Origin of the sequence: Rhodococcus sp. IEGM 1366 (assembly GCF_033142425.1) — a bacterium.
Lineage (GTDB): Bacteria > Actinomycetota > Actinomycetes > Mycobacteriales > Mycobacteriaceae > Rhodococcus_F > Rhodococcus_F globerula.
In genome coordinates this window covers 284,323-298,409 of the sequence record NZ_JAWLRZ010000008.1, presented here as the reverse complement: position 1 = coordinate 298,409, position 14,087 = coordinate 284,323, and the positions used below count along the sequence as shown (strand labels likewise).

Here is a 14,087-nt window from a genome sequence, read left to right as displayed (position 1 = left end):
GCGCCCTTATCAACCGCGGGCGGTCGACAAGGGCGCACAGTGTCAGGCGTCGAGGTCAGGCGTCGAGGTCAGGCGTCGCGGCGATTCACCAGGACAATGCTGATGCCGAAGATGACCAGCACGAACACCGCGAAGTAGATCAGGCTGCCCCACGGTCCCCAGTGGAAATCGCCGGTCGTCATTTCAGGGCTGAGGAAGTGGTTTGCGTTGTTGAAGGGCAGGAACGGCATGATCTTCTCGCCGAAGCTGCCGAACAGTGAAAAGAGGCTCTCGATGAGCAGTGGCCACAGCAGCAGCAAGGCGATCGCACCGGCCGACTGACGAATGATCGCACCGACACCCACGGCTAGTACGACGCAGAAGAACGCGTAGATCGGGATGCCGTACATCGCGCGCCAGTCAGAGCTGCTCGACAGCGTCAAGCCGGCGCTGGCGTCGGCACCGGCCAAGACCTTGGCCATCGCGTAGGCACCGAATGCCAGAACGAAGGTCAGGACTGCCCCGAATCCACCGATCAGGCCGGCTTTGGCGGCGAGAACCGATGCCCGATTGGGCACTGCCTGGAATGTGGTGCGAATCGTTCCGAAGCGGTACTCACTGGTGATCGCGAGTGCCGCCATGATCATGAGGACCATGATTCCGAAGCCCGAGATTCCGGCGGTGGCAAGTGCCGCGTCGAGTTCGGGGGCGCCTTGGGCGTCCGACGTCAGCGCAGACTTGGCTACCGTGCCCATGATGGCGGCAAATCCGAGAGCGAGAACAACGATGATGACCGAGCACCAGAGTGGCGATTTGGTCGTGGTGATCTTGATGCGTTCAGCACTGAGAACAGCCATTACAGTGCACCTCCCATGACATTCTGGTGAGCGTTCGGTTGCGCGACGGCGGGGCCTGTGACCCCGGTCGCGTGGTACTGGACATCGTCGCCGGTGAGCTTCATGAAGGCATCCTCGAGCGAACCACGCTGAGAAGCCAACTCGTGCAGCACAATTCCCTGCGCACCAGCCAAGTTACCCACGATTTCGGTGGTGGAATCGACAACGACCAGAGCGGGAACAACACTCGAACCGTCTTCGCGCACCGTCAATCCCTGCGACGTCAACACGCTGCGCAATGCATCGAGCTGAGGACTACGCACTCGAACCGTCGACTCGGACGAACGATCGACGAACTCGGCGACAGTCGAGTCCGAGATCAGTCGACCTCGACCGATGACAACCAATTGCTCCGCGGTCAAAGCCATTTCCGACAGCAAGTGGCTCGACACCAGCACGGTGCGTCCCTCGGCAGCCAGTCGCTGCATGAACTTACGGATCCAGACGATGCCCTCCGGATCGAGACCGTTGACGGGCTCGTCGAACAGGAGCACCTTCGGGTCACCCAGCAGCGCACCGGCCAGGCCGAGACGCTGAGACATACCGAGCGAGAACCCGCCGGCCTTCTTGCCCGCAACCTCGGACAGCCCCACGAGGCCGAGAACCTCGTCTACCCGAGACTTCGGAATCCCGTTCGACGCGGCCATCCACTGCAGGTGCGCCCTGGCGCTGCGGTTCGGATGAACCCACTTCGCGTCGAGCAAAGCGCCGACGGTACGCAACGGATCCTTGAGCTCGCGGTACGACTTGCCTTCGATCAGCGCCTCACCCGACGTCGGGCGATCCAGCCCCAGGATCATCCGCATCGTCGTCGACTTGCCGGCGCCGTTGGGTCCGAGGAACCCGGTGACGATGCCGGGGCGAACGGTGAACGTCAGATCGTCCACCGCCTTGGTCGGTCCGTAAACCTTGGTCAATCCCCTCAGTTCAATCATGAGCAGAACTCTGCCTGATCCGGCACCGCCTGCACATCGGTCGCAGGTCTAGTTCGACGTGGTACCCAGGTAGGACGTGGACCCCGGGAACCACCCCGAGAAGACCCCTAGGAGGATGCCTGCGCCCAGAATCGTTTCGGGATCCGGCCGGCGTGCCTGGCCTCGAAACCGGCAACGACGGCATGACGCATCGCCGACGCCATGAGCGCGGGATTCTTGGCCCTGGTGACCGCCGTTGCGAGAAGCACTGCGTCGCAGCCCAGCTCCATGGCAAGTGTTGCGTCGCTGGCCGTTCCGATTCCGGCGTCGAGAATGACCGGCACGCCTGCGCGTTCGACGATCATCTCGATGTTGTGCGGGTTCGCGATGCCCAGCCCGGTCCCGATGGGCGAACCGAGCGGCATGACCGCCGCGCAACCGACCTCTTCGAGCCGAAGCGCCAGAACCGGATCGTCCGTCGTGTACGGCAGCACGGTAAATCCGTCGTCGACCAATTGTTCTGCAGCGGAGACAAGTTCGATGGCGTCGGGCAGCAGGGTTCGCTCGTCGGCGATGACTTCGAGTTTCACCCAACTGGTCTCGAGCGCCTCACGTGCCAGCTGCGCCGTCAACACCGCTTCGGCCGCGCCGCGGCATCCGGCCGTGTTCGGTAGTGGTTCGATTCCGAGGCGCCGAAGCAGATCCAGCACGCCGGTACCGCCGGCAGCGTCGACGCGTCGCATCGCGACAGTGGTCAGTTCGGTGCCGGACGCGACCAGCGCTTCCTCGAGAACTGCGAGGTTGGCAGCGCCGCCGGTGCCGGTGATGAGCCGCGAGCCGAACGTACGGCCCGCGATAGTCAGTAGATCGTGTTCAGCCACCCTGCACCGCCGTGAGGATCTCGATTTCCCAACCACGCGAGACGGATTCGTCCCAGCGCCCACGCGGGAAGAGCGCACCGTCGACGGCGACGGCAATTCCCTTGCTTGGCAGTTCGAGGTGTGTCAGAAGTTCGGTCACCGTGACGGCTCGATCGAATTCGAGTTCTTCGCCGTTGACGGTGATCCCGATCGGGACCTGCTCACTCATGAATTTTCCTTCACTGCTGCGAACCGCTGGGGTTCGGTTCCTTTGACCTCGACCAATGATGTGCCGTTCAACAACGCGAGTGTCGCGTCTGCGGTGACCGGAGTCAGGAGCACACCGTTCCTGCCGTGCCCGGTAGAGATGACAACACGCTCCGAGACCCGGCCGATCAGCGGTAGATTATCCGGCGTCATCGGACGCAAGCCGGCCGCGCACTCGTAGAGTTCGTATTCACCGATCGCCGGCATGAGTGCTTCGGCGTCGTTGATCAGGTCTCGCACACCGGCCATAGTGACCTGCGTGTCCTCGCCCGATTCGTATTGTGTTGCACCGACCACGATTCCGTCGCCGCGCGGCACGAGGTACGCGGGTCGGCCGTGGACGCTGCCGCGGATGGTTCGACTGGGCGCCGGCGTCACTCCCGGCCGGCTGCGCAAACGCAGGATCTCACCTTTGACCGGCCGAACGGGTAATCCTGGCCACAGCTTCGGTGAGGTGATTCCCGCGCTCAGCACGATCTGATCGGTATCGAGTTCCGCGAGATCGTGGACAGCGCGGTTGATCAATTCGACGCCCGACGCCACGCACGCGGCCTGCAGAGCGGCCAGCAACACACGATTGTCGACAGCGGATTCACCGACAGCCATGAGCCCCGAGCGAATGCCGCGGCCGAGCATCGGTTCGAGTTCACGGATCTGCGCTCGGCCGAGGATCTGTAGTTCGTGCCCCTGCGCGCTGACCCATTCCGCGATGGTCGCCAGGTCCTGGGCGTCGGCGCTGTCGAGAGCGACGGTGAGTGAACTGTCGGTGGTGAACACCGACGGTCCGAACTTCTGCAGGTGCGCGCCGAAATCCGGCCACCGCTCCAACGAGGCTGCGCCGACGGTCAATGCCGTTTCCTCACCTGGCCATCCTTCGGACAGCGGGGCGAGCATTCCACCGGCGACCCAGGATGCGCCGGTTCCGATCGCCGGGTCGTACAGCTGTACTGCCCATCCGTCGCGCGCTGCGTACCAGGCAATGGACAGTCCGATGACTCCCCCGCCGACCACCGCAACCGAGCGTGCGTGCGTACTCATGACAAATTCCACCCTTTTCTTCCTGCGCCGGCATGATCCGGGTCAGGTCTGACGGTCGGGATCTTTGCCGCGATCCCCTCTCAGCCCCACGAACTTTGCCTTCGCGACAAATGCGACAGCACAGTTTCGGGACTCCCGTGTCGAACCTTGCTTCCTAGAGGCTACCGTTTGCTTCGTGCACCCCACACATCCCAGTAACCTCTTCGACCGGCGCGAGCGCCTGGCAGCAGCACGGCTGTACCTGTGCACCGACGCACGTCGCGACAAAGGCGACCTTGCACAGTTCGCGGAAGCCGCGCTGTCCGGTGGCGTCGACATCATTCAGCTCCGAGACAAGGGCTCCGCGGGCGAGCGCGAGTTCGGGCCGCTCGAAGCCAAGGACGAGCTGATCGCGCTTGGCGTTCTCTCGGCTGCCGCGAGGCGTCACGGCGCACTCCTGGCCGTCAACGACCGCGCCGACCTGGCCATGGCGTCAGGCGCCGATGTGTTGCACCTGGGTCAGAACGACATCCCCGTCCCCTACGCGCGGACGGTTGTCGGCGACGACGTTGTCATCGGCCGTTCCACGAGCTCACGCGCGCAGGCAAGTTTGGCTGCAATCGAAGAGGGCGTCGACTACTTCTGCACCGGCCCCGTCTGGGCGACACCGACCAAGCCGAACCGCAGCGCGGCCGGCTTGGATCTGGTCCGCTCGACTGCCGATGCAACGCCGACGCGTCCCTGGTTTGCGATCGGCGGCATCGACGAGGCGCGCGTTCCGGAGGTCATCGAAGCCGGAGCCACCCGAATTGTCGTCGTTCGTGCGATCACGGAAGCCGCGGATCCGCAGGCAGCCGCGCGCCGCCTCGCCGACATGATGGTGTTCTAGTTACCTTCCAGTTCAGCTCGCGTCCAGCTGCAAGTTCCGGACTGGTCAACTTGTCCAGTTCGACAAGAAACAAGCTGCACGATTGTCCGTTAACCAGCCCGAATGATCCCAATTAGTGATTTTGGTCACAGATCTGTCCATTGGTCCCGCGTTCAGCACTCTCCTGATATAGCTTACCTTCAGCTAACAATTCGAATTTAGGAGTTTTCATGGGATCGATCGACACCGCCTCGCTGAGCACCGCTTCACTCGAAGACTTGAACCTCGGCAAGATCAGCGAACTGCTCAAGCTCGGCATCACCGCCGTTTCCTTCATCACCGCGCTGAACACGCTCAGCTGAGCGCCGTTTCGGCTGGCTGCGGACCCTTCGTTCGCGTTGCCGCCCGCGCCGAAACTACAACGAAAAGGGTCGGGCTCTGACGAGTCCGACCCTTCTTGTATTTCTCGGGAGTGTCTTACGCCTGAGCGCGAGAAGCCGTCCTACGCCTGGGCGCGAGATGCCTCCGAGGCGTCTTGTAGAGAATCCGCACTACCCGACGTCCAACCGAATCGTCCGTCCGGCAATACAACAGTCCGGGCACCGCCTTGATCCGTTCCCTCGTCCGCCGGAACCACGGACGTTCGCAAACTCGGCCAGGCCGAATGAAATCCTGGATGTAGCGGCAGGCTCTCGACGTCGTCCTCGCGCACCCACCGCAATTCGGTGCTCTCACCATTCGCGACCGTCTCGAGTGGACTTTCGACGTCTGCAACCACCGTCGTATAGGTCCATCCGCTCTCTGCGCGCATCGTGACGACGTCTCCCCGCACACGCACCGACGACTCGTCGATTCCGGCTTCTTCGTGTGCTTCTCGAACTGCCGCATGCGTTGTGTTTTCGTGCGAGTCACGCGCGCCACCCGGCAAAGCCCAGGTTCCGCCCTGATGGCTCCACGCCGCACGATGCTGGAGCAGCACCATCGGAGTTCCGTCTACGTCAGGGGCACGCAACAACAATCCGGCGGCGCCGTGACGCCCCCAATGCCGAGTTCCGTCCGATCCGACCGACCAACCGTCACCGTCACCACGCATCGACTACCTCGCCCTGCCTTTAAATTCGCCACTATCCTGCCCCACACTAACCCGTTCAATCTGCCCTCGGTGCGGACCATACTTATATGCTCGCGAAGAGGCCGCAATCCAGTGATCCTCCAGCCCGAGTGCAGAGAGTGAGAGGTGTTCGATGGTCAGCCGCGTGACACCCTCCCTCGAACCTCGCACCGCACCCGCTCCGCCTGACGAGGACCCGGTGGATACAGCCGCCTCCAGGCCGATGATCCAGAGCGAACTTCGCGATTTCATGACGTCGACCCCCGGGCGCCTCACCGCCGTCGGGATAGTCCTGATCTTGCTCACCCTGGCGGCGGGATTCCTGGCCGCCGCGACTATCGAGAACCGTCAAGCGCGCCTGGGCAACGTCCTGACGGAAACCGAACCGCTTGCCAACTCCGCTCAGAATCTCTACAGCGCACTGTCGGTTGCGGACGCGGCCGCAGCCACCGCGTTCATCTGGGGTGGACTGGAACCGCCGGCGGTGCGCGACCGCTATACACAGTCGATCGGCGAGGCGTCGGCAGAAATAGTGAACGCGTCCGCCGGACTCGACACTGTGGACATGGCCGGCCAAGCCGCCCTCACCTCCATCTCGACCGACCTCACTGTGTACACCGGGCTGATCGAGACGGCGCGTGCCAACAATCGCGTCGGAAACCCCGTGGGCGCCGCGTATCTCGGCGAGGCGTCGAATCTGATGCAAACGTCCTTGCTTCCCACGGCTCAGCACCTGCATTCCGCACAAGAAGCGCAGGTCACCAAGGTTCAGAATGATTTTGTCCGCCCACCGTGGTGGCCGATCATCGCATTTGCACTGGCATTGTCCATGCTCATCGCAGTCCAGATCCGCATCGCGCAACACAGCCGTCGACGCTTCAATCTCGGATTGATCCTCGCCTCGATATCTGTTGCTGCAGCGCTGATCTGGCTGTTGACGGTCGGGTTGATCTCGGCGATCACCACCACCCGCGCGCTCGACGCGGGAGCGGGTCCGCTGCACGAGTTGACCGAGGCCCGCATCATGGCCCAGCAAGCGCGAACAGTTGAGACTCTGGGTTTGGCCCAGCGTGATTCCGACGGCGACGAGACCGACATCTTCATCAACAAGGTGAGCAACGTCGACGCCATTCTCCGTGAGCTGCAAGGCAATGGGCGGTCGGGAGTTGATACCGCCGTGCTCACGCAGGCGATCGACGCCCGCGATCAATGGGTGGCGGCGCACGATCGGATGGCTCTGCGCCTCGGCGTCGGAGATTTCACGGGAGCTGCGAACATCGCCGTCGGATCGGGTGCGGAAGATTCCGCTGCCGAGTACCGCGCGCTCGACGACGCCTTGTGGGAAGCGATAACGGATTCCCGTGAGAGCCTTCGCGCCGACATCTCACACGCCTCGCGTGTGTTGTCAGCGTCGGCTCCGGGAGTGACGATGCTGGCCATACTTGGCGTTGTCGGTATCGCCGCCGGATTCTGGCCACGGCTGCGGGAGTATCAGTGAGCGGCAGAGGAAAAGCGCGTGCGCTGGTTGCGGCAGGTGTGGCCGCGCTGTTCCTGGTTGCGTGCGGCGGCCAACCCGGCGAGGAGCTCATCTCGTCCACCACCACGCCATACACGCAGCCGCCGCTACCTGCTGAAGCGACCATCGCGCCCACCCCTACGCCGACAACGTCGGCCGACTGTGGAGATCCGACGGCCAGCCTGCGTCCGGTCCCGGCCGACGCAAATCCTCGCCCGCCGCAGCCGAGTGTCGACAAGATTCGCGAACGTGGCCGCCTCATCGTCGGACTCGATACCGGCAGCAACCTCATGAGCTTCCGCGATCCCGCAACCGGACGCCTCGAGGGTTTCGACGTCGACATCGCCCGTGAAGTTGCCCGCGATGTCCTCGGCGATCCCGAGAAGATCGAATACCGAATCCTGACGTCCGACGAGCGGATCGAAGCCCTGCAGGATTCCACCGTGGACATCGTCGTCAAGACCATGTCCATCACCTGCGAGCGGCGGGAGAAGATCGAGTTCTCCAGTGAATACTTCACTGCGCGCCAACGCATTCTGGTCGTCCGGGGATCCGATATTCGCAATATCGACGACCTGGCCGATAAACGGGTCTGTGTCGCGAACGGGACGACGTCACTGAGCCGCATCCAGAAACTACAACCCGCGGCCACGGTTGTCACTGTGCCGATGTGGTCGGATTGCCTTGTGGTACTTCAACAAGGGCAGGTCGACGCCATCAGCACCGACGACACCATTCTTGCCGGACTTGCCTCGCAGGACCCGTATCTCGACATGGTCGGAAGTTCGTTGGGCACCGAACCGTACGGGATCGGTATCAACGCGGGCAACACCGATCTGGTCCGATTCGTGAACGGCACCCTGGACCGGATCCGCACCGACGGCACCTGGAACTCTCTCTACGACCGTTGGCTCACCATGCTCGGACCGACTCCTGGTCCCCCACCTGCCGCGTATCGGGATTGAGGCGGTCATGACAGAATCTCGAGATCCGAAGGACGAGGATCAGAACGGCGGGGATCGGAACGGCGAGCCCGATCATGCTGCCACACAGGCAGCGCCACGATTCGAGCCGGATTTCACCGCGGCCACTGCCCGCCCCGAGCAGACATCCGCGCAGTTGCGTGAGTCCGTTCCCTCCTCCGTGTCGACGCCGACGGGCCGGTCCACTCGTTCCCGCCGATCACGCTCGACGCGCAAACTCCGTCTGGGCGGCGGTCTGGTCGAGGTTCCCCCGGTTCCCCACGTAGACCCGGCGTCGGCGGTGATGAGCGATGCGACGGTTCCCGAACGCAAACGTTTCTGTTGGAAGTGCGGAGAACCTGTGGGCCGCAAAGCGGCAGGCACGTCCGCGCGCCAGAGTGGTGTATGCCCCAAGTGCGGTTCGACTTTCGACTTCCGTCCGCTGCTCGAAGAAGGCGAACTGGTTTCCGGTCAGTACGAGGTGCAGGGGCCGATAGCTCACGGTGGCCTCGGGTGGATCTATCTCGCGATCGACCGCAATGTCAGCGACCGCTGGGTAGTTCTGAAGGGACTCTTGCACTTCGGTGATTCCGAGGCACAGGCCGTCGCGGTTGCCGAACGGCAGTTCCTCGCAGAAGTAGCGCATCCCAGCATCGTCAAGATCTTCAACTTCGTCGAGCACCCTCGCCCCGACGGCACCCCCATGGGCTACATCGTCATGGAATACGTCGGTGGGCGATCGCTCCGAGAAGTACTCGCTACGTTCCCCGACGGCCGTCACATGCCGATCGAGCAGGCCATCGGGTATGTATTGGAAATTCTTCCCGCCCTGAGTTATCTGCACTCCACCGGCTTGGCGTACAACGACCTCAAACCCGAGAACGTCATGGTCACCGAGGACCAGTTGAAACTCATCGACCTTGGCGCCGTGTCGGGAATCGAAGATTTCGGATACCTGTACGGCACAGCGGGTTACCAGGCCCCCGAGATCATCGAGACCGGGCCGACGGTTGCGTCCGACATCTACACCGTCGGCCGTACACTTGCCGTGCTCACTCTCGACATGCCTTCAAAACACGGCCGTTACCTCGACGGTCTTCCCGACCCCGCCGACGAGCCGGTGCTGAGCGAGTACGAGTTCTTCCACCGGTTGCTTCTGCGCGCCACCGATCCGGATCCGAAGAAACGATTCCAGTCTGCGGACGAGATCGGCGGCCAACTTGTCGGTGTTCTCCACGAGGTACTGGCGCACCAGAGCGGCCAGGAAAACCCGGGACTCTCACTCGTATTCAGTAGACAACGAACCTCTTTCGGCACCGACGATCTGGTTGCGCAGACCGACGTGTACGTCGACGGCAATTCCCGCGACAGCGGTCTCGATCCACTCGAGGTTGCGCATGCACTCCCCATCCCCTTGGTCGACCCCACCGATCCGAGTGCGCCACTGCTGGCCGCGGCCGTCCACAGTGAGCCGTCCCAGACCCTCGACGCACTCCGCCGCGCCCGTGAGGGTGGGATCGATCGGGTTGCCTCAGCAACCGAGGCGGCGTTTTCCGGGGAGTTCCGACTGGCCGAAGCCAAAGCGCACCTGGACCTGAGTGATCCCGAAGCCGCGCAGAAGATACTCGACGACCTGCATTCCACCATCGGCGACCATTGGAAGATCGAGTGGTACCGCGGACTGGTGGGATTGCAGCAGAGCGCATTCGAATCGGCTTTCACCCATTTCGAATCGGTTCTCACGGCTTTGCCCGGCGAGTTGGCGCCTAAACTCGCGCTGGCCGCAACCGCCGAATTAGTACTGCAACAATGGGATTCCGAGGATCCTGATCAATGGTGCCGCTTCGCCGGTAAGTACTACCGCACGGTGTGGCGGACCGACCACAACTACGTCAGCGCGGCATTCGGGTTGGCACGCCAACTTGCCGAACGCGGCGACACCGGTGCCGCGGTCACGGCGCTGGACGAGGTCCCCACCAGCTCACGCCATTACAACGTTGCCCGCATGACCAGCGTGCTGACGATGCTCTCGCGCACCGAGATAGCAAACCTCGACGAGGCAACTCTCCGAGAGGCTGCCAGACGCGTCCGCGCCCTGCCGGCCGACGAGGGTCGCTGCCTGCAGATGCGGACCCTGGTACTGGGCACGGCACTGGACTGGATCAGGGCCGGAAACCGAGCGCACGACGAACTCGAACCCATCCTCGATCTGCCCTTCACCGAGCGCGGTTTGCGCACGGGTGCCGAAATGTGTCTTCGGACGCTGGCCCGTACCACCGTCTCCCGAACGCATCGCTATGCTCTGGTCGACCTCGCGAACAGCGTTCGGCCGCACAGTAATTTCTGATCACGAAGCGGGCAGTGCGAGATTTACCGGAGTTCGGAAACCAGCGCCTGCGCCGCGCGCGCGATCGCCAATTCCTCGTTGGTGGGGATCACCAGCACCTCCACGGCCGACGAGGATGCAGAGATACGACGCTCGTCGCGACTCTTCGTCTCGTTGAGTACTGCGTCGACCTCGATGCCCAGACGCCTCAGGCCCGCGAGGCTGTCACGGCGGACGTCGATGTTGTTCTCCCCAACTCCTCCGGTGAAAGTGATGACGTCGACGCCGCCCAGTTGAACGATGAAGGCGCCGATGTACTTTCGCAGCATGTGGATGTAGACGTCGTAGGCGAGCATCGCGTGCTGGTCTCCGGCTGCGATCAGCTCGAGCAGTGCCCGGAAGTCGTTGACACCCGAGAGTCCCTTCAGCCCGGAGCGGCGGTTGAGAAGGTCGTCGATCTCGTCTACCTTCATGCCCGAGTTCCGGTTGAGGTGCAAAATGATGCCGGGGTCGATATCTCCGCTGCGGGTTCCCATGACCAGGCCCTCGAGCGGAGTGAGGCCCATCGTGGTGTCGATTGCCTTGCCACCCTTGATCGCCGACGCCGACGCACCGTTGCCCAGGTGCAGGACAATCTGATTCAAGTCTGCCGGATCCTTGCCCAGGAATGCGGCGACCCGGCCGGATACGTACTCGTGGGACGTGCCGTGGAATCCGTATCGACGAATCTGGTTGGCTTCGGCGACGTCCCGATCGATCGCGTACGTCGACGCGGCCGCCGGCAGTGTGTGGAAGAAGGCAGTGTCGAATACGGCGACGTGCGGTACGTCGGGCAATTCCTCGCGGGCCACCTCGATGCCGATCACGTTTGCCGGATTGTGCAGTGGCGCAAGGGTCGACAGGTCGGAGATGGCCTTGACAACAGAATCGTCGATCAGCGTCGGCGCGTAGAAGACGTTCCCGCCGTGTACTACCCGGTGCCCGACAGCGATGACGCCGGCCTCGCTCAGTGGCCGCCCCACTTCGGCGACAATCTCGAGAACCATCTTCAGTCCAGCGCGATGATCGGCAATGAGGAGGTTGCGGTCCGAGGTTCCGGTGCGGTGGTTGTAGACGATGTGGCCGTCGGATTCACCGATGCGCTCGATGAGTCCGTGTGCCACCAACTCCGCCGTATCCGGGTGTACGAGTTGAAATTTGATGGACGAGGAGCCGGAATTGATGACCAGTACGGTGCCGTCGCTCATGCTTACGCTCCCTGCGCCTGAATGGCCGTGATGGCCACCGTGTTGACAATGTCCTGAACCAGCGCGCCGCGCGAAAGATCGTTGACAGGTTTGTTCAACCCCTGCAGAACGGGGCCGACGGCAATCGCCCCGGCACTGCGTTGCACAGCCTTGTACGTGTTGTTGCCCGTGTTGAGGTCGGGGAATATGAACACGGTCGCCTTGCCTGCCACCAGTGAATCCGGCAACTTCTGGTCGGCGACGCTTTGCTCGACCGCGGCGTCGTACTGAATGGGTCCTTCCACCAGCAGGTCAGGGCGTCGCTCGCGCACCAGGGCGGTTGCGGCACGAACCTTGTCGACGTCGGCGCCGGAGCCCGAATCCCCGGTGGAGTACGAGAGCATCGCAACGCGCGGATCGATACCGAACTGGCTCGCAGTCTGCGCGGACGAGATAGCGATGTCCGCCAACTGCTGCGCACTCGGATCCGGGACGACAGCGCAATCGCCGTATGCGAGAACACGATCCGCCAGGCACATCAGGAAGATGCTGGACACCGTCGACACACCCGGCGCCGTCTTGATGATCTCGAACGACGGCCGGATCGTATGCGCGGTGGTGTGCGCGGCACCGGAGACCATCCCGTCGGCAATTCCCAAGTGCACCATCATGGTTCCGAAGTACGAGATGTCCGCGATCACGTCGCGGGCCCGTTCGACGGTCATGCCCTTGTGGGCGCGAATCGCGGCGTACTCCTGCGCAAATCGTTCCGTGTACTCGGACTGCGCCGGCGCCAGGATCCGAGCGGCACTGATGTCGACGCCCAGTTCACCGGCCCGTCGGCGCACGCTTGCCTCGTCACCGAGAATGGTCAGATCGGCAACCTGACGCTGCAGAACTCGGCCGGCGGCCCGAAGGATACGGTCGTCGCCACCTTCCGGCAGGACGATGTGCTTGCGGTTCTCGCGAGCGCGGTCGATCAACTTGTACTCGAACATCTGCGGCGTCATGACCGACGGAATCGGTAATGCCATCCGGCCCAACAAGGTTGCGGCGTCGACGTGCTGTTCCATCAAACTCAACGCGGTGTCGACCTTACGCTGCGATCCGACGGCGACGCGGCCGCGCGTTTGCGCTGCGGCACTGGCGGTGTCGAAGGTTCCGAGCTTTGTCGTCAGGATCGGCAGACGCTGCTTGAGCCCGGCCATCAGTGCGGCGATCGCCGGGTGCGGGGTAATTCCACCGTTCATGATGATGCCGGCCAGCGAGGGAAACCCTTCTGCTTCATGCGCATTCATCAATGCCAACAGAACGTCGGAGCGATCACCGGGAGCGATCACCACCATTCCCTCGGTGAGCCGTTCGAGAATATGCTCGGCGGTCATCCCGCCCACCATCACCTTCAATGCCTCGCGGTGCAGCAATTCGGAATCGCCCGAATAGAATTCGCCACCGGTGGCCTCCATCAACTCTGCCATCGTGGGCGAGATGAGAAGCGGAATCTCCGGCAGGCTCCAGGTCGGAACACCCAAGCCGGCCAATGCCGCATTCACGTCGTCGAGCGTGGCTGGATCACAGCGATTGGCAACCACTGCCAGCAAATGCGCGTGGTTCGAGGACAATTCGGACGCGCACAGTTGCGCCAGCTGAAGTATTTCCGGTGTGGTGCGACGAGCGCCCTTCAGCGCCAACAACACCGGGGCACCCAGATTCGCGGCAATTCGGGCGTTGAAACCCAACTCGCTGGGACTCGCGACATCCGTGTAATCGCTGCCGATGATCACCACGGCGTCGCTGCGCTCGGCCACCTCATGGTATTTCGCGACAATGTCCGCGAGCGCCGCCTCCGGATCTTCGTGCACCTGCTCGTACGTGACACCGAGAGCATCCTCGTACGACAAATCGGCTGTGGTGTGCTCGAGCAACAATTCGAGGATGTAGTCAGTCTCGGCAGTCGACCGAGCGATGGGGCGGAAAACGCCGACGCGGGCGACCGTCGCGCACAACATCTGCATCACGCCCAATGCAATGGTGGACTTCCCGGTATCACCTTCGGGAGAAGCAATGTAGACACTCGACACGGGTGCAGGCGCGCTGGACATGCCCCACAGCTTAGTGGGGCCACCTATCCAGCTTGCTCGAATG

At 62.9% G+C, this 14,087-nt stretch carries 13 protein-coding genes and 1 riboswitch; of the genes, 5 read left to right on the top strand and 8 right to left on the bottom strand.

The window, feature by feature from the left end; genetic code table 11:
* Positions 1-68: 68 nt before the first annotated feature.
* The 5 genes from R4P64_RS24915 to thiO form a co-directional block, all read right to left on the bottom strand.
* The gene (locus R4P64_RS24915; RefSeq protein WP_317823119.1) at positions 69-836 is read right to left on the bottom strand and encodes an ABC transporter permease; all 768 of its coding nucleotides are present in this window, start codon (positions 834-836) and stop codon (positions 69-71) included.
* A complete protein-coding gene (locus tag R4P64_RS24910; RefSeq protein ID WP_033235610.1) occupies positions 836-1,810 on the bottom strand; it encodes an ABC transporter ATP-binding protein in 975 nt (324 codons plus the stop codon). The genes R4P64_RS24915 and R4P64_RS24910 overlap by 1 nt, the downstream gene beginning before the upstream one ends.
* Before the next feature lie 107 nt (positions 1,811-1,917).
* Positions 1,918-2,670, bottom strand: coding sequence for a thiazole synthase (locus tag R4P64_RS24905; protein ID WP_033235611.1), 753 nt, complete (start codon positions 2,668-2,670; stop codon positions 1,918-1,920).
* Positions 2,663-2,878: a sulfur carrier protein ThiS gene (thiS, locus tag R4P64_RS24900; RefSeq protein ID WP_033235612.1), complete on the bottom strand. Its 216-nt coding sequence runs from the start codon at positions 2,876-2,878 to the stop codon at positions 2,663-2,665. Before thiS ends, R4P64_RS24905 begins: the two co-directional genes overlap by 8 nt.
* Positions 2,875-3,954 (bottom strand): glycine oxidase ThiO, encoded by a 1,080-nt coding sequence (thiO, locus tag R4P64_RS24895; RefSeq protein WP_095887948.1) that lies wholly within the window; start codon positions 3,952-3,954, stop codon positions 2,875-2,877. The genes thiS and thiO overlap by 4 nt, the downstream gene beginning before the upstream one ends.
* A gap of 2 nt (positions 3,955-3,956) precedes the next feature.
* Positions 3,957-4,103: riboswitch (TPP riboswitch) on the bottom strand.
* Positions 4,104-4,129: 26 nt separating this feature from the next.
* Here thiO and thiE point away from each other — a divergent pair.
* Positions 4,130-4,822, top strand: coding sequence for a thiamine phosphate synthase (gene thiE / locus R4P64_RS24890; protein WP_033235613.1), 693 nt, complete (start codon positions 4,130-4,132; stop codon positions 4,820-4,822).
* A 209-nt stretch (positions 4,823-5,031) separates the two neighbouring features.
* A complete protein-coding gene (locus tag R4P64_RS24885) occupies positions 5,032-5,163 on the top strand; it encodes a hypothetical protein (RefSeq protein ID WP_255285215.1) in 132 nt (43 codons plus the stop codon).
* Positions 5,164-5,303: 140 nt separating this feature from the next.
* On the opposite strand, the gene R4P64_RS24880 is transcribed toward R4P64_RS24885, so the two are convergent.
* Positions 5,304-5,894 (bottom strand): NUDIX hydrolase, encoded by a 591-nt coding sequence (locus R4P64_RS24880; RefSeq protein ID WP_045064023.1) that lies wholly within the window; start codon positions 5,892-5,894, stop codon positions 5,304-5,306.
* Between the two features lie 163 nt (positions 5,895-6,057).
* Here R4P64_RS24880 and R4P64_RS24875 point away from each other — a divergent pair, with 163 nt between their 5' ends.
* The 3 genes from R4P64_RS24875 to R4P64_RS24865 are packed head-to-tail and all read left to right on the top strand — an operon-like array spanning position 6,058 to position 10,737.
* The gene (locus tag R4P64_RS24875) at positions 6,058-7,410 is read left to right on the top strand and encodes a hypothetical protein (protein ID WP_317542471.1); all 1,353 of its coding nucleotides are present in this window, start codon (positions 6,058-6,060) and stop codon (positions 7,408-7,410) included.
* Complete coding sequence (locus tag R4P64_RS24870) at positions 7,407-8,393, top strand: glutamate ABC transporter substrate-binding protein (RefSeq protein ID WP_411742705.1); 987 nt, start codon at positions 7,407-7,409, stop codon at positions 8,391-8,393. Before R4P64_RS24875 ends, R4P64_RS24870 begins: the two co-directional genes overlap by 4 nt.
* Positions 8,394-8,400: 7 nt before the next feature.
* Entirely contained in the window at positions 8,401-10,737 is a 2,337-nt protein-coding gene (locus R4P64_RS24865; protein WP_172936356.1) for a serine/threonine-protein kinase, read from the top strand.
* A gap of 23 nt (positions 10,738-10,760) precedes the next feature.
* Here R4P64_RS24865 and R4P64_RS24860 read toward each other — a convergent pair whose 3' ends face one another.
* Together R4P64_RS24860 and pta are read right to left on the bottom strand one after the other, a co-directional pair.
* Positions 10,761-11,963 carry an acetate kinase gene (locus R4P64_RS24860; protein WP_033235617.1) on the bottom strand — a complete coding sequence of 401 codons (1,203 nt, stop codon included), beginning with the start codon at positions 11,961-11,963 and terminating at the stop codon, positions 10,761-10,763.
* A gap of 2 nt (positions 11,964-11,965) precedes the next feature.
* A complete protein-coding gene (gene pta / locus R4P64_RS24855) occupies positions 11,966-14,044 on the bottom strand; it encodes a phosphate acetyltransferase (protein ID WP_045064032.1) in 2,079 nt (692 codons plus the stop codon).
* Positions 14,045-14,087: the final 43 nt, after the last annotated feature.

Coding starts and splice junctions, on each gene's coding strand:
- R4P64_RS24915 (WP_317823119.1), bottom strand. CDS start 836: ATGGCTGTTCTCAGTGCTGAACGCATCAAGATCACCACGACCAAATCG.
- R4P64_RS24910 (WP_033235610.1), bottom strand. CDS start 1,810: ATGATTGAACTGAGGGGATTGACCAAGGTTTACGGACCGACCAAGGCG.
- thiS (WP_033235612.1), bottom strand. CDS start 2,878: ATGAGTGAGCAGGTCCCGATCGGGATCACCGTCAACGGCGAAGAACTC.
- thiO (WP_095887948.1), bottom strand. CDS start 3,954: ATGAGTACGCACGCACGCTCGGTTGCGGTGGTCGGCGGGGGAGTCATC.
- R4P64_RS24885 (WP_255285215.1), top strand. CDS start 5,032: ATGGGATCGATCGACACCGCCTCGCTGAGCACCGCTTCACTCGAAGAC.
- R4P64_RS24880 (WP_045064023.1), bottom strand. CDS start 5,894: ATGCGTGGTGACGGTGACGGTTGGTCGGTCGGATCGGACGGAACTCGG.
- R4P64_RS24865 (WP_172936356.1), top strand. CDS start 8,401: ATGACAGAATCTCGAGATCCGAAGGACGAGGATCAGAACGGCGGGGAT.
- R4P64_RS24860 (WP_033235617.1), bottom strand. CDS start 11,963: ATGAGCGACGGCACCGTACTGGTCATCAATTCCGGCTCCTCGTCCATC.
- pta (WP_045064032.1), bottom strand. CDS start 14,044: ATGTCCAGCGCGCCTGCACCCGTGTCGAGTGTCTACATTGCTTCTCCC.